Annotated in this window: 14 protein-coding genes; 8 read left to right on the top strand and 6 right to left on the bottom strand. The window is 70.2% G+C overall.

The genetic code is table 11. The features are described 5' to 3' along the window. Positions 1-46 precede the first annotated feature (46 nt). The 4 genes from HEQ75_RS06995 to HEQ75_RS06980 all read right to left on the bottom strand — a co-directional run bounded on the left by HEQ75_RS06995 (position 47) and on the right by HEQ75_RS06980 (position 5,928). Positions 47-1,603, bottom strand: coding sequence for an acyl-CoA synthetase (locus HEQ75_RS06995; protein ID WP_168028651.1), 1,557 nt, complete (start codon positions 1,601-1,603; stop codon positions 47-49). Between the two features lie 36 nt (positions 1,604-1,639). Continuing rightward, positions 1,640-3,301, bottom strand: coding sequence for an FMN-binding glutamate synthase family protein (locus HEQ75_RS06990; protein ID WP_168028649.1), 1,662 nt, complete (start codon positions 3,299-3,301; stop codon positions 1,640-1,642). Between the two features lie 81 nt (positions 3,302-3,382). Continuing rightward, positions 3,383-5,113, bottom strand: coding sequence for a thiamine pyrophosphate-binding protein (locus HEQ75_RS06985; protein WP_168028647.1), 1,731 nt, complete (start codon positions 5,111-5,113; stop codon positions 3,383-3,385). 2 nt (positions 5,114-5,115) lie between these two features. Beyond that, positions 5,116-5,928, bottom strand: a complete 813-nt coding sequence (locus HEQ75_RS06980; RefSeq protein WP_168028645.1) for a hypothetical protein — start codon at positions 5,926-5,928, stop codon at positions 5,116-5,118. Between the two features lie 88 nt (positions 5,929-6,016). Between HEQ75_RS06980 and HEQ75_RS06975 the strand changes: the two genes are divergently transcribed. Both HEQ75_RS06975 and HEQ75_RS06970 read left to right on the top strand, forming a co-directional pair. After that, positions 6,017-7,006 carry a thiamine pyrophosphate-dependent dehydrogenase E1 component subunit alpha gene (locus HEQ75_RS06975; protein ID WP_168028643.1) on the top strand — a complete coding sequence of 330 codons (990 nt, stop codon included), beginning with the start codon at positions 6,017-6,019 and terminating at the stop codon, positions 7,004-7,006. 16 nt (positions 7,007-7,022) lie between these two features. Next, positions 7,023-7,997 carry an alpha-ketoacid dehydrogenase subunit beta gene (locus HEQ75_RS06970; protein WP_168028641.1) on the top strand — a complete coding sequence of 325 codons (975 nt, stop codon included), beginning with the start codon at positions 7,023-7,025 and terminating at the stop codon, positions 7,995-7,997. Between the two features lie 154 nt (positions 7,998-8,151). Here the strand turns inward: HEQ75_RS06970 and HEQ75_RS06965 are convergent, their stop codons facing one another. Then, positions 8,152-9,324: a multidrug effflux MFS transporter gene (locus HEQ75_RS06965; protein ID WP_168028639.1), complete on the bottom strand. Its 1,173-nt coding sequence runs from the start codon at positions 9,322-9,324 to the stop codon at positions 8,152-8,154. A gap of 216 nt (positions 9,325-9,540) precedes the next feature. Here HEQ75_RS06965 and HEQ75_RS06960 point away from each other — a divergent pair, with 216 nt between their 5' ends. From HEQ75_RS06960 to HEQ75_RS06940, 5 genes are read left to right on the top strand one after another with little or no spacing between them, the layout of a single operon-like run. Continuing rightward, the gene (locus HEQ75_RS06960; protein ID WP_168028637.1) at positions 9,541-10,587 is read left to right on the top strand and encodes an ABC transporter ATP-binding protein; all 1,047 of its coding nucleotides are present in this window, start codon (positions 9,541-9,543) and stop codon (positions 10,585-10,587) included. 43 nt (positions 10,588-10,630) lie between these two features. After that, on the top strand, positions 10,631-11,965 hold the full coding sequence (locus HEQ75_RS06955; RefSeq protein ID WP_168028635.1) for an ABC transporter substrate-binding protein: 1,335 nt from the start codon (positions 10,631-10,633) through the stop codon (positions 11,963-11,965). Between the two features lie 60 nt (positions 11,966-12,025). Then, positions 12,026-12,985 (top strand): carbohydrate ABC transporter permease, encoded by a 960-nt coding sequence (locus HEQ75_RS06950; RefSeq protein ID WP_168028633.1) that lies wholly within the window; start codon positions 12,026-12,028, stop codon positions 12,983-12,985. Next, positions 12,978-13,892: a carbohydrate ABC transporter permease gene (locus tag HEQ75_RS06945; RefSeq protein ID WP_168028631.1), complete on the top strand. Its 915-nt coding sequence runs from the start codon at positions 12,978-12,980 to the stop codon at positions 13,890-13,892. Before HEQ75_RS06950 ends, HEQ75_RS06945 begins: the two co-directional genes overlap by 8 nt. A 52-nt stretch (positions 13,893-13,944) precedes the next feature. Further along, on the top strand, positions 13,945-14,562 hold the full coding sequence (locus tag HEQ75_RS06940; RefSeq protein WP_168028629.1) for a flavodoxin family protein: 618 nt from the start codon (positions 13,945-13,947) through the stop codon (positions 14,560-14,562). Between the two features lie 110 nt (positions 14,563-14,672). On the opposite strand, the gene HEQ75_RS06935 is transcribed toward HEQ75_RS06940, so the two are convergent. Continuing rightward, positions 14,673-15,434, bottom strand: a complete 762-nt coding sequence (locus HEQ75_RS06935; RefSeq protein ID WP_168028627.1) for an SDR family oxidoreductase — start codon at positions 15,432-15,434, stop codon at positions 14,673-14,675. Between the two features lie 103 nt (positions 15,435-15,537). Here HEQ75_RS06935 and HEQ75_RS06930 point away from each other — a divergent pair, with 103 nt between their 5' ends. Continuing rightward, positions 15,538-16,581 (top strand): C-terminal binding protein, encoded by a 1,044-nt coding sequence (locus tag HEQ75_RS06930; protein ID WP_168028625.1) that lies wholly within the window; start codon positions 15,538-15,540, stop codon positions 16,579-16,581. The last annotated feature ends 87 nt before the right edge of the window (positions 16,582-16,668 follow it).

Raw genomic sequence — 16,668 nt, 5'->3', positions numbered from 1 at the left:
CGGGGGCCAGCCATGACGGCGTGGTAAGGCCCCGCCCAGCTTTTGGTCAGAAAGCCACCCCCAGCTCCGCCAGCTTCGCGCGGATCAGCGCCTTGGGCACCTTGCCGTAGCCGGATTTCGGCAGCGACTCCCAGACCAGGATGCGCAGCGGCTGCTTGTAGCGGGCAAGCAGCGGCGCGAGATGCGCCAGCAGTGCTGCCTCCGTCACCGCCTGCCCGTCCCGCGGCACGACGCAGGCGACACCCGCCTCCCCCCATTTCGGGTGCGGCAGGCCGACCACCGCGGCTTCCGCCAGCGCCGCATGCGTCAGCAGCGCTTCCTCCGCCTCCCGCGGATACACGTTGGAGCCGCCGGAGATGTACATGTCGGATTGCCGGCCGGTGATGAACAGGAAGCCCCGCGCATCCAGGCGGCCGAGGTCGCCGGTGTGGAACCAGCCGCCGGCGAAAGCCTTCCGGTTCGCCTCCTCATTCTCGAAATAGCCGGCGAAGACGGCGGGGCCCCGCACGCAGATCTCGCCGACCGCCCCGGGCGGCAGGCGCGTGCCGTCCTCCGCCAGGATGGCGATGTCCATGCCGGTGCGCGCCATGCCGCAGCTTCCTGCATTCTCGGCCGTGTGCTGGTCGGGGCGCAGGACGGTGATGTTGCCGGTGACCTCGCCCAGGCCGAAATACTGCACCAGGCAGGGGCCGAGCTTCTGCAGCGCCTCCCGCTGATCCGCCTCGTACATCGGCGCGCCGGCATAGATCACATGGCGCAGGCTGGCATGGTCGTGCGCGTCGACCGCCGGATGGCGCACCAGCGCGGTCAGGATGGTGGGCACGGTGAACATGTTGGAGACGCGGTGCCGTTCCACCAGCGCCCAGGCCTCCGCCGGGTCCAGCTTCTCGCCCGCCAGCAGGATGGTGGCGGCGCCGCGCGCCACCTGGCCGAGCTGATGGATGCCGGCGCCATGCGACAGCGGCGCCACGACCAGCGAGGCGTCCTGCTCCGTCGTGCCCGGCACCAGGTCCGCCAGGTGGTTGGTGACGACGAAGGCCATCTGGCCATGCGTCAGCACCCCGGCCTTGGGCCGGCCGGTGGTGCCGGAGGTGTAGAAGAACCAGCAGGGATCGTCATGGACCACCGCCGCCTCATGGTCCGGCGGCGGCGGCGTGGCGGCCGCCAGAAGCGCCTCGTAGTCCAGCTCCCCCGGCCCGGCATCCCCCATGGCGACAACGTGCCGCAGATGCGGGCTGGCTTCCCGCACCGCCTGGGCGTGGCCGCCGAAGCCCTGGTCGCGCAGCATCACCACGGCGCGGGAGGAGGCGCCGAGATACGCCACCTCCGCCGGCGTCAGCCGGAAGTTGGTCGGCACCCAGACGGCGCCGATCTTGAAACTCGCAAAGAGGCTTTCGAACATCGGATTGCCGTTGCGGGCATGCACCAGCACCCGGTCGCCCTTGCCCACGCCGAGGCCGCGCAGTGCCTGCGCCAGAAGGTCCACCCGCGCATCCAGCTCGGCGTAGGTCCAGCGCCGCTCGCGCCAGACCAGCGCCGGCCGCCCCGGCACGCGGCGCGCTGCCTGCGTCAGCAGCCGCCCGAGATTCATCGCCGTCGCCATCCCCTGCCCCCCATCGCTTGGGGTGCAGGATAGGGGCTAGGCGGCCTCCGGCTCCAGCCGGGGGGTCACCGGCATGCGCGGCGCGAAGCTGTGCGCATCGGCCATCGCCCAGGCCTCGCGGAAGCGGGCATCGGCGGTGCCGGCCAGCAATTCGCCGGGTGTCAGTTCCGGGAAAAGCTCGGCGAAGCTCCGCACCTCCTGCGCCGAGACACGGCGGAAGAAATGATGCGGGCGAAGCTGGCCGGGGTGGTCCAGCCCGGCGGCCGCCACCAGCTCGGCCAGCGCAGCCACCGTCGCCGCCTGGAACTGCGCCACGCGCTGCGCCTTGTCCGGCACCACCAGGGCGCGGGACCGCGTCGGGTCCTGGGTCGCGACACCGGTCGGGCAGCGATCCGTGTGGCAGGAGAGCGAGTGGATGCAGCCCAGCGCGAACATGAAGCCGCGCCCGGCATTGCACCAATCGGCCCCGAGGGCCAGCGCGCGCGCCATGTCGAAGGCGCTGGCGATCTTGCCGCTGGCGCCGAGCCGGATGCGGTCGCGCAGGCCCACGCCGATCAGCGCGTTGTGCACGAAGTTCAGCCCCTCCCGCATCGGCATGCCGAGATGGTCCATGAATTCCAGCGGCGCCGCGCCGGTGCCGCCTTCCGCGCCATCCACCACGATGAAGTCGGGCGTGATGCCGGTTTCCACCATCGCCTTGCAGATCGCCAGGAACTCCCAGCGATGGCCGATGCACAGCTTGAAGCCGGCCGGCTTGCCGCCCGACAGGCGCCGCATCTCGGCGATGAAGTGCAGCATCTCCACCGGCGTGGAAAAGGCGGCATGGGCGGCGGGGGAGATGCAATCCACCCCCATCGGCACGCCGCGCGTCGCCGCGATCTCGGCGCTGACCTTGGCCGCCGGCAGCACGCCGCCATGGCCGGGCTTGGCGCCCTGGCTCAGCTTGAGCTCCACCATCCGCACCTGCGGCAGCGTCGCATTCGCCGCGAACAGCGCCGGGTCGAAGCGCCCCTGTGCGTCGCGGGCGGAGAAGTAGCCGGAGCCCAGTTCCCAGATCAGGTCGCCACCGGCTTCCTTGTGATAGGGGCTGAGCCCGCCCTCCCCCGTGTCATGCGCGAAGCCGCCGGCCTTGGCGCCCTGGTTCAGCGCCCGGATGGCGCTGGCGGAAAGCGAGCCGAAGCTCATGGCGGAGATGTTGAGCAGGCTGGCGCTGTAGGGCAGCGTGCAATCCGGCCCGCCCACCAGCACGCGCGGCGGCTCATGCGCCACCGGCCGCGGCGCCATGGAATGGTGCAGCCATTCGAAGCCGTCCTGGTAGACATCGTACTGGGTGCCGAAGGGGCGCTTGTCCAGCTGGTTCTTGGCGCGCTGGTAGACCACCGCGCGCTTGTCGCGGGAGAATGGCGTGCCGTGCTTCTCATCCTCGAAGAAGTACTGCCGCATCTCCGGCCGGATCTCCTCCATGATGAAGCGGAGATGCGCGGCGATGGGATAGCTGCGGAGGATGGAATGGGTGGGGTGGAACAGGTCCCGGAAGCCCAGGGCCACCAGCCCGCCGAACAGCGCCAGCAGGGGCAGCAGCCAGGGCCAGGCGCCGGGGGCGAGGAGAAGGCCGAGCACACAGGCCAGCGCCGCGACCACCACCGTGGTCAGGGTAATGTAGCGCGGCGACAGGATCAGGATACGGCTGCGTTGCATGGACGTCCTCCGGGCTCTGCCAGCCTATTCGGCCGACCTCGCGAAACCGTTACGACGTTTCCGTGACAACGCCGCGAAACGTCACACGGGGCGGTCGCCCTTGGCCACCTTCAGCGTCCGGTTATCCGCCGCCGGCAGCATTTTCGCGGGGTCCCGCGTCACCACGATGTCGAGCACCGTCGGCGTATCGGTGTTCTCCAGGCCGGCCTGGATGGCGCCGGCCAGCTTCTCGGGATCCGCCACGCGGATGCCCTGGCAGCCCATGGCATTGGCAATATCGGCATAATTCATCTCCACCAGGTCGCTGGACTGGTAGCTGCCGGGGCCGAAGACCGCGTGCTGCAGCGCCTTCACATAGCCGGACGCCGCATTGTTGAAGATGCAGGCGACGATGGGCGCGCCGATGCGCCGGGCCGTCTCCAGGTCGCCCATGGACATGTTGAAGCCGCCATCGCCGGTCATCGCCACCACGCGCCGCCCCTTGCCGACGCCGATCTGCGCGCCGATGCCACCCGGCACGCCATAGCCGATGGAGGCAAAGCCGCGATCCGCGACGAAGCCGCGCCCGGCGCGCTTGGTGTCGAACAGCAGCCCGCCCCAATGCCCGGCGAAGCCGCCATCGGCCACCAGCACCGCATCCGCCGGCATGCCCTTGTTCAACTCGCCCATCAGGCGGCCGACATTGATCGGGGATTCCACCGATTCCAGCCGGTCCTTCGCGCTCTCCAGCCAGGCCGCCATGCGCCGTGGCACCTCCGCACACCAATCGGCGCGGCGATCGGGGCGCGGGCCAAGCTCGGCCAGCAGATCCTCCAGCCCGCAGCGCGCATCCCCGACCAGCGCCACCTCGGTGCGGGTCGTGCGGCCGATTTCCTCGGCGACGACATCCAGGTGGATCAGCGGGACGCCGGATGGCATCAGGGAGAATCGCTTGGTGGCGATCTCGCCCAGCTTGCAGCCGACCACGAGAAGGCAGTCGCTCATCCCGATCAGGTCGTTGGCGATGCGCGAATAGCGGCCGAAGACGCCGGCCGAAAGCGCGTGGTTGCAGCCGATGGCGCCCTTGCCGGACATGGTGTGCGCCACCGGAATGCCCTGCGCCTCCGCCAGCGCGGCCAGCGCCTCATAGGCCTCGCTGATGTGCACGCCGCCGCCGGCCAGGATCAGCGGGCGCTCTGCCTTGGCCAGCAGCGCCGCGGCGCGGGCCAGGTCGTCCCGTGCCGGGCGGGAGCGCCGCGCCTGGGCGCGCAGCGTGCCCGGGTCGAACCAGAAATCCGCCGCGTCGAAGTCATGCTCGCCATGGGCGATGTCCTCCGGCACCGCGATCAGCACCGGGCCGGGCCGGCCGGAGGTGGCGACCGCGAAGGCGCGGCGGAGGTGTTCCGGGATGCGGGAGATGACCTCGACGCGGATCGCCTCCTTCACCAGGGGCCGCAGCACGTCGAACTGCCGCGCCTCCTGCGTCATGTTCTTCCAGGCGTGCTCGCGATTGGCGTCGCCGATGATGGCGACCATCGGCATGCCGGCATTGAACGCCTCCGCCAGCCCCGTCGCCAGGTTGGTCGCCCCCGGGCCGAAGGTGCCGTCCACCAGGCCGGGGCGGTTCGTCACACGGGCATAGGCATCCGCCGCGAAGGCGCCGCAGCGCTCGTCGTTGATCAGGTAGTGCTGCACGCCCAGCACCCGGCAGGCCTCGTAGAAGGGCAGGAGCTGGAAGCCGCCCATGCCGAACATCGGCCCGGACTCGTGCAGCTTCAGCATTTCCGCGAGCGCGGCGCCGCCGGTCATGCGGCGGGTGGCATTGGCTGGCATGGTCACAGGCTCTCCAGGATGCGGGCGACGAGGTCGCGGGTGGACTGGCCGATGCGCCCGCCACGGGCGCGTGCGGTGGCGTTGACGGCAGAGACGTAGCCATCCTGCCAGCTGCTCATCGCATCACCGATGCGGGCCGAGAAGCAGGAGACGGTGGCCCCGGCGATGCCGCGCGCATCGAGCGCCGGCAGACGGGAGAGTCCGGCACGGTCGATGCCGATGCCGGCGTCGTTGTAGAGGGCAGCGAGCACATCGGCCTTCACCGCCGTGGCGGCGCGGCCGCCCAGCAGCCCGCCATGCGAGCCGGTGACGACGATCTGCCCGGCATCGCCCGGCCCGACCAGCCCGTTGGAATCCAACGCCACCACGCGCACCGGGCCCTGGTCGGAGAGCAGCCGCCGTGCCTCGTCCATCGCGCCGGGCGCCGCCGGTGCCTGCAGGCCGGCCGCCTGCAGCAGGCCAAGCGCCCGGCCGACAGCCATGCCCGGCGCCAGGCCCAGCGCGGCGGCCGGGGCATTCACGCTGGACAGCAGGCCGCGCGCCAGCATGTCCGCGCCATCGCCGATGCGGGCGCTGTCATGCGCCACCGCAGCGGCCGGCACGCCCCGATGCGCCAGCCAGGCCAGGCCGCCAATGCCGGCTTCCTCCCGCCCGATGCCCGCATCGTGCAGCACCAGCCCGGCCAGGCCCAGCCGCGCGGCGTACCAGGCGGCATAGACGCCACCATGGCTGGCGCAGCAAGCCACCCGGCCGCGCGCCCCCGCGCCAAGCTGCGTCACGCTGTCCAGCACCAGCGCCGCGGTGTCCGGCTTCATTCGGTGTCCCCCCGGCTTGATTCTGTCGCTCGCTGACGCATGCTCCGCAAGCCCCCCGGGTCAGAAGGGGGCGCGGGGGAGACACTGGATGAGCAGGTTGGGCGACAACCGCGCGCGGCTGGTCGCGCTTTACACCACGATGTGCCGCATCCGTGCCTTCGAGGACACGGCGCTCGCGGCGCATCGTGCCGGGGAAATCCCCGGGCCGCTGCATGTCTCCGTCGGCCAGGAAGCGGTGGCGGCGGGCATCTGCCTGAACCTGCGCCGCGACGACCGCATCACCTCCAACCACCGCGGCCATGGCCATGCCCTGGCCAAGGGCGCCGGCGTCGCCGGGATGATGGAGGAGCTGTTCGGCCGCGCCGGCGGGCATTGCCGCGGCAAGGGCGGGTCCATGCACATCGCCGATTTCAGCGTCGGCATGCTGGGCGCCAATGGCGTCGTGGCGGGCGGCATCCCCATCGCCGTGGGCGCAGCGCAGGGGCTGAAGCTGCTGGGGCGGGATTCGATCGTCGCCTGCTTCTTCGGCGACGGCGCGATCAACCGCGGCCCCTTCCTGGAGGGGCTGAACTGGGCGGCGCTGTACCGGCTGCCGGTGCTGTTCGTGTGCGAGGACAATGGCGTGGCCGCCTTCACCGCGACCGCCAGCGTCACCGCCGGGCCGGGGGTGGCCGCGCGCGCGGAATCGCTCGGCGTGCCGGCCACCAGCGTGGACGGCAACAACGCCGCCGCGGTGGATGCCGCCGCGGCGCGGCTGGTGGCGGAGATCCGCGGCGGCGGCGGGCCGCAATTGCTGCACGCCACGACCTATCGCATCACCGGCCACACCAGCACCGACCCCGCCGCCTGGCGCAACCCGCAGGATGTGGAGGCCGCCCGCGCGGCGGAGCCGATCGGGCGGCTGCGGGAACGCCTGCTGGCCGAGGGCGTGCCGATGGCGGAGCTGGAGGCCATCCGTGGCGAGGCGATGGCCGAGATGGCGGAAGCCCGCGCCGCGGCGCTGGCCGCGCCCTGGCCGGACCCGGCCGCGGCCTGGGAGGATGTGCAGGATGCCGGCGCCGCGCAGGGGATGGCCTGAGATGGAAACGCCCGGGATGGAAACGATCACCCTGGTGGAAGCGGCGCGCCGCGCCGCGCTGCAGGAGATGCGCCGCGACCCATCCGTGTGGGTGCTGGGCGAGGATGTCGCCCGCGGCGGCCTGTTTGGCCAGTATCGCGGCTTCCTCGACGAATTCGGCGCGGCCCGCGTTGTCTCAACCCCGATCAGCGAAAGCGTCATCATGGGGGCGGGCCTCGGCGCCGCACTGGTCGGCACGCGGCCGATCATCGAGATGCGGATCTTCGACTTCGTGATGTGCGCGATGGACGAGCTGGTGAACCAGATCGCCAAGGTGCGCTACATGTTCGGCGGCCAGGCCAGGCCCGCCGTGGTGATCCGCATGCCGCACGGCATCTGGCGCAATTCCGCGGCCCAGCACAGCCAGACGCTGGAATCCTGGTTCACCCACATCCCCGGCCTGGTGGTCGCCGTGCCCTCCACCCCCGCGGACACGGCCGGGCTGCTGGTGAGCGCGATCCGCAGCGACGACCCGGTGCTGTTCTTCGACCCGAAGAACCTGTTCCCCGTCACCGGCCCGGTGGCGGCGGAGATCGCGCCCATCCCCTTCGGCCAGGCGCGGCGCGCGCGCATGGGCGGGGACCTGACGCTGGTCACCTGGTCCGCCATCGTGCCGCAGGTGGAGGAGGCGGCGGCCATGCTGGAAGCGCGCGGCATCGCCGCGGATGTGCTGGACCTGCGCACGCTGTGGCCCTGGGACGAGGAAGCCGTCGTCGCCTCCGTCGCCCGCACGGGGCGGCTGCTGGTGGTGCATGAGGCGGTGACCACCGGCGGCTTCGGGGCGGAGGTGGTGGCGCGCGTGGTGGAACGGCTGGGGCCCGCCGGCCTGCGCCGCGTGGCGCGCCTTGGCCAGCCGCGCGTGCCGGTGCCCTTCGCGCCACCGCTGGAGGACCAGCTGAAGGTGGACACCGCGAAGATCGTCGCGGCGGCGGAAGCCCTGATGCGGGACTGAGGGCCGGCGCACAAGGTTCTGACCTGCGGCCCGAAGGGCCGGGCGCGCGAATGCGCGCCGCGGCGAGCGCGGCGAAGCCAAGGGCCGCGGATGCCGCCCGCCCGGCGCTTGGGGGGCACGAAGGTGAAGCCTTCGTGCGTCGGGTATGGACCCGTCAGCCCGGCCGGCGCAGCCCCAGATGCGCCACCAGGCCGGACAGGCCGGCAAGGGCAATCAGCGCGCCCATGGCCAGCGCCGAGGTGCCGCCGAAGGCGCCGAGCACGGCGCCGACCAGCGCGCCGGCGCCGAACTGGATGGTGCCCATCAGGGCGGAGGCGCTGCCCGCCATCCGCCCCATCGGCGCCATCGCCAGGGCGGAGCTCAGCGGCAGCACCGATCCCATGAGGGCGAGATACAGGAAAAAGGCCGCCAGCAGCGGCAGCAGCGCGCCGCCCGCCACCGCCAGCACCACGCCGGCACCTGCCAGCGCCAGCAGCCCCAGCGCGCGCGGCAGCAGCACGGCCGGCGCCGTGCGCCGCACCAGGCGGGCGATCACCTGGCTTGCCAGGATCAGGCCGAAGGCGTTGAAGCCGAAGGCCATGCCGTATTCCACCGGCCCCAGCCCGTGCACCTGCATCAACAGGTGTGGCGAGCCCACCAGATAGGCGAACAGCCCCGCCATCGGCAGCGCGCCGGCCAGCGCGTTGGACAGGAAGCGCCGGTCCTTCAGCAGCGCCAGATACACCAGCATGACGGCGACGAAGCCATCCTGGCGCCGCCGCTCCGGCGGCAGGCTTTCCGGCAGCCAGTGGTACATCACCAGCATCGCCAGCCCGCCATAGGCGGCCAGGAACCAGAAGATGGCGCGCCAGCCAAGTGCCGCCAGCAGCCAGCCGCCCAGCATCGGCGCCAGGATCGGCGCGGCCCCCATCGCCAGCATCAGCATCGACATCATGCGCACCGCGCCGCGCTCGTCGCAGAGGTCGCGCACCACGGCGCGCGAGACGACGACGCCGACACAGCCGCCGAGCGCCTGCGCCAGCCGCAGCCAGACCAGCGCCTCGGCCGAGGCCGCCAGCGCGCAGCCGATGGAGGCCAGGGTGTAGACGCCCATGCCGGCGAACAGCGGCAGCCGGCGCCCCAGCCGGTCCGACAGCGGGCCATACACCAGCTGGCCCGCGGCCATGCCGAGCAGGAAGGCCGCCAGCGTGCGCTGGATGGCGGCGGGGCTGGCGCCCAGCGCCTCGCCGATGGCGGGGAAGGCCGGCAGGTACATGTCGACCCCCAGCGGCCCCAGCGCGGTCAGCGCGCCGAGAAGCGCCGCAAGCCGCCGGTAATGCTCTGGCATCCTGGTCCCGCGCCTTTGCTGCTCTGCAGCATTTGGGTAATCCTGCGCCGCCATCGCGTCCAGCGCGCAATCCGGCGGGTCCGCCATGCAAGGCGCCGCGATTAGCCCGGCGAAGCCAACCCCGCCACGGCAGGGGCGAGGTTGCGCGCTTGCTCCATGCATGTGTAGCTTTCCGGCGCGCAGCCCCGGAAAGGTGGCGCGCGAGGGGGGAAAAGCATGGCAACGGTTTCGGTGCGGCAGGCGCTCAAGTCCTTCGGCACCACCCGCATCCTTCATGGCGTCGATGTGGAGATCGCGGATGGCGAATTCGTCGTCCTCGTCGGCCCTTCGGGCTGCGGAAAATCCACGCTGCTGCGGATGATCGCGGGGCTCGAGAACATCACCGGCGGCGAGATCGCGATCGGCGGGCGGGTGGTGAACAACGTGCCGCCCAAGGACCGGGACATCGCCATGGTGTTCCAGAACTACGCGCTGTACCCGCACATGACGGTGCGGCAGAACATGGCCTTCTCCATGAAGCTGGCGAAGGCGCCGGCCAATATCATGGAGGAGGAGGTGCAGCGCGCGGCCAAGATCCTCGGCCTGGATGCGCTGCTGGACCGCTACCCGCGGCAGCTTTCCGGCGGCCAGCGCCAGCGCGTCGCCATGGGCCGCGCCATCGTGCGCCACCCGCAGGTCTTCCTGTTCGACGAACCGCTGTCCAACCTGGATGCCAAGCTGCGCGTGCAGATGCGGTCCGAGATCAAGGAACTGCAGCAGCGCCTGGCCACCACCACCATCTACGTCACCCACGACCAGATCGAGGCCATGACCATGGCCGACCAGATCGTGGTGATGAATGGCGGGCGGATCGAACAGGCGGGCGCGCCGCTGGCGCTGTACGACCGGCCGGCGAATTTGTTCGTCGCCGGCTTCATCGGCAGCCCGGCGATGAACCTGCTGCCGGGCCGCGTCGCCGATGGCGGCTTCCGCACCGATGGCGGCGCGCTGCTGCCGATGCCCCCCGGCGGCCCCGCCCAGGCCGCCACCTACGGCATCCGCCCGGAGCATCTGAGCCTGGCGGAGGATGGCGTGGAAGGCACCATCGTGCTGGTGGAGCCCACCGGGTCCGAGACCCAGGTGACGCTGCGCATCGGCGAGACGCTGCTGACCGGCGCCTTCCGCGAACGCGTGAAGGGCCGCCCCGGCGACAGCCTGCGCGTGATGCCGGACCTGTCCGTCGTCCACCTGTTCGGCCCGGACGGTGCCCGCCTGTCGGGCTGAACGCGCCCAACCAGAACGACAAACAAGGAGGAAACGACAAGAAATGGCTTATATCATCACCCGCCGCGCGGCCCTCGCCCTGGGTGGCGCCGCGCTCGTTGCACCGCGCGCCTTTGCGCAGTCCAACATCCCGACGCAGTCGGCCAGCGCCCCTTCCCTGCCGATCGAGCGTGGCGCCACGCTGCGCATGCTGCGCCCGGTGCGCTTCGTGCAGCCGGATGAGGAGGTGTTCCGCGCCAATGCCGCGCGCTTCACCGCGCAGACCGGCGTCGAGGTCCGCGTGGACTTCGTGGGGTGGGAGGACATCACCCAGCAGACCGCGGTCACCGCCAACACCGGCGCCGGCCCCGACCTCATCATCGGGTTCAACGAGGCGCCGCACATCTACGCCGACAAGCTGGTCGACATGGCCGATGTCGCCGGCTATCTCGGCCAGAAATACGGTGGCTGGAAGGCCATGGCGCAGCGCTACGGCAAGCGTGCGAACAGCGACATGTGGGTGGGCCTGCCCTTCGGTGCCTCCGGCGGCCCGCTGGTCTGGCGCAAATCCACGCTGAACTCGGTGGGCTTCGACGCCCCGCCGGAAGACCATGCCGGCTACCTGAAGCTGTCGCAGGAACTCAAGCGCGTCGGCAAGCCGTCCGGCTTCGCACTGGGCAATGCGGTGGGCGACGGCAACGGCTTCGCGCAGTGGCTGGTCTGGTCCTTCGGCGGCTACCTAGTGGACGAGAACAACAACGTCGCCATCAACAGCCCGGAGACGATCCGTTCCCTGGAATACCTGAAGGAGCTCTATGCCACCTTCATCCCCGGCACCATCGCCTGGGGCGACATCAGCAACAACCGCGCCTATTCCGCCGGCGAATGCCACCTGACGGCCAATGGCGTGTCGCTGTACTTCTCGCTGAAGAACGACCCGGCGATGAAGGCGATCGCCGACGACACCTTCATGACCCTGCTGCCCAAGGGCACGCAGCAGACCTCGCCGATGGCGGGGCTGACGCTGAACGCCATGGTGTTCAAGCACAGCCGCTACCCGAACGCGTCCAAGGCCTTCCTGCAGTTCATGCTGGAGGCGCCGCAGTACGACCCGTGGCTGCAGGCCAACCTCGGCTACTGGTCGCAGCCGCTGAACGCCTACAATGAAAGCGCGACCTGGAGCAGCGGCGACCCGAAGATCTCGGTGTTCAAGGGCGTGATGGATACGACCTTCTACGCCGGCTACAAGGGCCCGATCAGCGAGGCGTCGGCGGCGGCGAATGCCGACTACGTCATGGTGCAGATGTGCGCCTCCGTCGCCTCCGGCCAGGCGACGCCGCAGCAGGCGGCGGCCGAGGCCGAGCGCCGCGCCCGCCGCTTCTTCCGCTCCCGCCGCTAATCCAGACGCGTGGCGCCCGCATCGTGCGGGCGCCACGCTCCTCTCATCCGGGAACCCCACATGTCCGCGACAACCGCCGCGCCGGTCTGGACCAAGATGCGCCCGAAGCAGGGCGCGCTGACGCGGCTGTTCGACTGGAAGCCGTTCCTCGCCTTCATCTGCCTGCTGCCGGCCATCGGCCTGCTGATGACCTTCCTGACCTACCCGCTGGGGCTCGGCATCTATCTCGCCTTCACCGACACCACCATCGGCCGGTCCGGCATCTGGGTCGGGCTCGAGAACTTCATCTGGCTGGCGGATGACCCGATCTTCTGGAACGCCGTGTTCTACAGCGTCTTCTACACGGCGGTCGCGACGGTGGGGAAGTTCGCGCTGGGCCTGTGGCTGGCGCTGCTGCTGAACCAGCATCTGCCGATGAAGTCGCTGCTGCGCGCGATCATCCTGCTGCCCTGGATCGTGCCCACCGTGCTGTCCGCCATTGCCTTCTGGTGGATCTACGACCCGCAATTCTCCATCATTTCCTACCTGTTCGTGGATGTGCTGGGGGTGCGCGACACGAATATCGACTTCATCAACACCGCCTGGCCGGCACGCTGGTCGCTGATCGCGGCCAATATCTGGCGCGGCATTCCCTTCGTCGCCATCTCGCTGCTCGCGGGCCTGCAGACCATCTCCCCCTCGCTGTACGAGGCGGCGCTGCTGGACGGCGCCAGCGGCTGGCAGCGCTTCCGCCACATCACCTTCCCGATGCTGCTGCCGATCCTGGCCATCGTGATGACCTTCTCCATCATCTTCACCTTCACCGACTTCCAGCTGGTCTACGCCATCACCCGCGGCGGGCCGGTGAACTCCACCCACCTGCTGGCGACGCTTGCCTTCCAGCGCGGCATCCCCGGCGGGCAGTTGGGCGAGGGCGCGGCGATCGCCGTCTCGATGATCCCCTTCCTCGTCTTCGCAACGTTGTTCAGCTATTTCGGCCTGGCACGGCGCAAGTGGCAGCAGGGAGAGGGCAATGACTGAGGCCGCCGCCGTGAACGCGCCCGCCCCGAAGCAGACCAACAGCTCCACCGCGCAGGCGGAGATGATGAGCTGGGACAGTCGGTCCCGCCGCGTCGCGCTGCTCTATGTGCCGCTCGGCTGCTTCCTGCTGATACTGCTGTTCCCGTTCTACTGGATGACGGTGACGGCCTTCAAACCGAACGCCGAGCTGTACGACTTCGCGCAGCACAATCCGTTCTGGATCAGCTCCCCCACGCTGGACCACATCCGGCTGCTGCTGTTCAACACGGCCTATCCGAAGTGGCTGATGACGACGATGCTCGTCTCGGTGTGCTCCACCGTGCTGTCGCTGTTCGCCAGCACGCTGGCGGCCTACGCGATCCAGCGGCTGCGCTTCAAGGGCTCGGGCTATGTCGGGCTGGCGATCTACCTGGCCTACCTGGTGCCGCCTTCCATCCTGTTCATCCCGCTGGCCACCATGGTGTTCCAGCTCGGCCTGTTCGACACGCCCTTCGCGCTGATCCTCACCTACCCCACCTTCCTCATCCCGTTCTGCACCTGGCTGTTGATCGGCTACTTCAAGTCGATCCCCTTCGAGCTGGAGGAATGCGCGCTGATCGACGGCGCGACGCGGCTGCAGATCCTGTGGCAGATCACCCTGCCGCTGGCGATCCCGGGCCTGATCTCCGCCGGCATCTTCAGCTTCACCCTGTCCTGGAACGAGTTCATCTACGCCCTGGCCTTCATCCAGAGCAGCGAGAACAAGACCGTGCCGGTGGCGATCCTGACGGAGCTGGTGACGGGCGACGTCTACCAATGGGGCGCGCTGATGGCGGGCAGCCTGCTGGGGTCCCTGCCGGTGGCGATCTTCTATTCCTTCTTCGTCGACTACTACGTCTCCTCCCTGACTGGTGCGGTGAAGGAATAGGGAACCGCGGCGGGGGCTTCGGCGCTGTGCAGCCACAGCCGGAGACCCCGCCATGCCGATCAAGGCCATTGCGCTGAACTGCACGCTGAAGGCCGCCACGGGAACGCCTTCCTCCACCGACGCGATGCTGGAGGTGCTGCGCCGGGCCTTCGCCGCGCAGGGCGTGGCGGTGACGGAATCGATCCGCGTCGCGGCGCTGGACATCAAGCCGGGCGTCACCTCCGACGAGGGCATGGGCGATGCCTGGCCGGCGCTGCGGCAGCGCATCCTGGACCACGACATCCTGATCCTCGGCGGGCCGATCTGGCTGGGCCAGCCCAGCAGCGTCGCCAAGCGGGTGCTGGAACGCATGGATGCCTTCATCGCGGAGACCGATGCGCAGGGCCGCATGCCGAGCTACGGCAAGGTCGCCGTCGCCGCCATCGTCGGCAACGAGGATGGCGCGCATGCCTCCGCCGCCGCGATCTACCAGGCGCTGAGCGATGTCGGCTGGACCATCCCTCCCTCGGCCGCCTGCTACTGGGTGGGAGAGGCGATGGGCGCCGTGGACTTCAAGGATCTCGACCCGGTGCCGGAGAAGGTGACGCAGACGGCGGCGATGCTCGCCGCCAGCGCCACCCATCTGGCAGGGCTGCTGCAGGCCGCGCCCTATCCGGGGCAGCCCGATTAGGTCGCTGTCGGGATGGGCGGCAACGCGCTGGGAAGGACGTCGCTGCTTCGCACGCCCCCTCTCACCCAACCCTCTCCCCCCTGCGGGCGGAGAGGGCTTCCATGGCCCGGCTACAGCTTCTGGTTCAGCGCCGCGACATAGCTGCGGTTGTGCGTCGGCGTGATCCAGACCTCGTTGATCGTCACATGCCGCGGCAGCAGGGCGATGTAGCGCACCAGGTCGCCGACATCCTCGGACTGCACCATCCGCGCGCGTTCCTCCGGGCTCACCGGATTCGGGCGCTTGTCGAGGATCGGCGTCGCCACCTCCCCCGGCAGCAGGGCGCAGCTGCGGATGCCGTTGATGCCTTCCTCCATGTTGATCGTGTGGCTCATCGCCACCACGCCGTGCTTGGCCGCGGTGTAGCCGGCGCCCGAGAGCATGGAGATGTTGCGCCCGGCCATGGAGGCGGTGTGGATCATCACGCCGTCCTTCTGCGGCCGCATCAGCGGCAGCGCCACCGTCACCGCGTAGAAGGCGGAGCTGAGGTTGCCGCGCACCAGCTCATCCACCCCCTCCGGGCTCAGCACCGCCCAGCGGCGGGGCTGGATGTTCAGCCCGGCATTGTTCACCAGGATGTCCAGCCGCCCGAAGGTCTCCGCGAGGAAGGCGCCCACCGCCTTCACCGCCTGCGCGTCCATCATGTCCGCCGCCTGCACATGCGCGGTGCCGCCGGCGGCGGCAATGCGTGCGGCCACATCCTCCAGCGGTGCCACGCGGCGGCCGGTCAACACCAGCTCGGCCCCTTCCGCCGCCAGCGCCAGCGCCGCGGCCTCGCCGATTCCGCTGCCCGCGCCGGTGACCCACGCCACCTTGCCCGTCAAACGTGCCATTGTCGCTTCTCCCATGCCGGTCGCGAAGGCTAGCAGCGCCGCGCGCGCTTGTCGGCCCCCGGAACGCGTGCGAGTCTTTGCGCACAGAAGGGGAAACGCACGAATGAGCAAGCCGAGGATCCTGACGCCCGCGGGCGCATCCTTCACCGTCGCCGGCGGCGGCTACGACCTGGAGATGGAGGCGCTGGAACGCCTGGGCGCGGAGATCGTGGAATGCCCGGCGACGGAGGCCGACTTCATCGCCGCGGTCGGGGATGCCGATGCGATCTACGCCAAGGGCATGCGCCTCTCCGCGCCGATGATCCAGGCGGCGAAGAAAGCGAAGCTGATCGCCTGCGCGACGGTGGGCGTGGATTACGTGGACGTCGTCGCCGCCACCGAATGCGGCATCCCCGTCACCAACTGCCCGGACACCTTCATCGAGGAGGTGGCGGACCACGCCATGATGCTGCTGCTGGCAACCCATCGCCGCTGCATCGAGCAGGACCGCATGGTGCGCGAGGGGCGCTGGGCGGAGGGCCGGCCGCAATTGCTGCAGGTGCCGCGGCTGATGGGCCAGACGCTCGGCTTCGTCGCCTTCGGCCGCGTCGCCCGCCTGGTGGCGCTGCGCGCCAAGGCCTTCGGACTGCGCCTGATGGCCTACGACCCCTTCGTGGACGAGCTGACGATGTCCGCGCTCGGCGTGGTGCCGGCCAGCCTGGACGAGGTGCTGAGCCAGTCGGACTTCGTCTCCATGCACGCGCCGGCGACGCCGGAGACCGGGCACATGCTGACCACCAAGCATTTCGCGCGGATGAAGCCGAACGCCATCTTCATCAACACCGGCCGCGGCCCCACGGTGGACGAGGCGGCGCTGATCGCGGCGCTGGAGGAGAAGCGGATCGCCGGCGCCGGGCTGGATGTGTTCGAGGTGGAGCCGGCGAAGCCCGGCAATCCGCTGCTGGCGATGCCGCATGTGATCCTGAGCCCGCACAATGCCAGTGCCTCCGCCCGCTTCGACGAGGCGCGCAAGCGCCGCGCGGGGCAGGAACTGGCGCTGGTGCTGTCGGGCCGCTGGCCGATGTCCTGCGTGAACCCGACGGTGCTGCCGGGTTCGGGGCTGCGCCGGTGGCAGCCCTATGCGATGGAACGGGGGCCGAACAGCTGAGCGACCCTGCGGCTCCAGCTTAGCGGTCCAGTCTGCGACGCGACAGGTGCCGTCTCGGCTTCGCAACCATGGCGGCTATTGGGGCCA

It is taken from the genome of Falsiroseomonas selenitidurans, assembly GCF_012103215.1.
Lineage (GTDB): Bacteria > Pseudomonadota > Alphaproteobacteria > Acetobacterales > Acetobacteraceae > Falsiroseomonas > Falsiroseomonas selenitidurans.
Note: the sequence above shows the minus strand (reverse complement) of the source record. Positions and strands in the feature narration are given on the sequence as shown.

Excerpts from the sequence above, each read along its gene's own strand:
- HEQ75_RS06965 (WP_168028639.1), bottom strand. The coding sequence starts at position 9,324 with ATGCCAGAGCATTACCGGCGGCTTGCGGCGCTTCTCGGCGCGCTGACC.
- HEQ75_RS06985 (WP_168028647.1), bottom strand. The coding sequence starts at position 5,113 with ATGCCAGCCAATGCCACCCGCCGCATGACCGGCGGCGCCGCGCTCGCG.
- HEQ75_RS06990 (WP_168028649.1), bottom strand. The coding sequence starts at position 3,301 with ATGCAACGCAGCCGTATCCTGATCCTGTCGCCGCGCTACATTACCCTG.
- HEQ75_RS06930 (WP_168028625.1), top strand. The coding sequence starts at position 15,538 with ATGAGCAAGCCGAGGATCCTGACGCCCGCGGGCGCATCCTTCACCGTC.
- HEQ75_RS06955 (WP_168028635.1), top strand. The coding sequence starts at position 10,631 with ATGGCTTATATCATCACCCGCCGCGCGGCCCTCGCCCTGGGTGGCGCC.
- HEQ75_RS06960 (WP_168028637.1), top strand. The coding sequence starts at position 9,541 with ATGGCAACGGTTTCGGTGCGGCAGGCGCTCAAGTCCTTCGGCACCACC.
- HEQ75_RS06940 (WP_168028629.1), top strand. The coding sequence starts at position 13,945 with ATGCCGATCAAGGCCATTGCGCTGAACTGCACGCTGAAGGCCGCCACG.
- HEQ75_RS06970 (WP_168028641.1), top strand. The coding sequence starts at position 7,023 with ATGGAAACGATCACCCTGGTGGAAGCGGCGCGCCGCGCCGCGCTGCAG.
- HEQ75_RS06980 (WP_168028645.1), bottom strand. The coding sequence starts at position 5,928 with ATGAAGCCGGACACCGCGGCGCTGGTGCTGGACAGCGTGACGCAGCTT.
- HEQ75_RS06945 (WP_168028631.1), top strand. The coding sequence starts at position 12,978 with ATGACTGAGGCCGCCGCCGTGAACGCGCCCGCCCCGAAGCAGACCAAC.
- HEQ75_RS06950 (WP_168028633.1), top strand. The coding sequence starts at position 12,026 with ATGTCCGCGACAACCGCCGCGCCGGTCTGGACCAAGATGCGCCCGAAG.
- HEQ75_RS06995 (WP_168028651.1), bottom strand. The coding sequence starts at position 1,603 with ATGGCGACGGCGATGAATCTCGGGCGGCTGCTGACGCAGGCAGCGCGC.
- HEQ75_RS06975 (WP_168028643.1), top strand. The coding sequence starts at position 6,017 with ATGAGCAGGTTGGGCGACAACCGCGCGCGGCTGGTCGCGCTTTACACC.
- HEQ75_RS06935 (WP_168028627.1), bottom strand. The coding sequence starts at position 15,434 with ATGGCACGTTTGACGGGCAAGGTGGCGTGGGTCACCGGCGCGGGCAGC.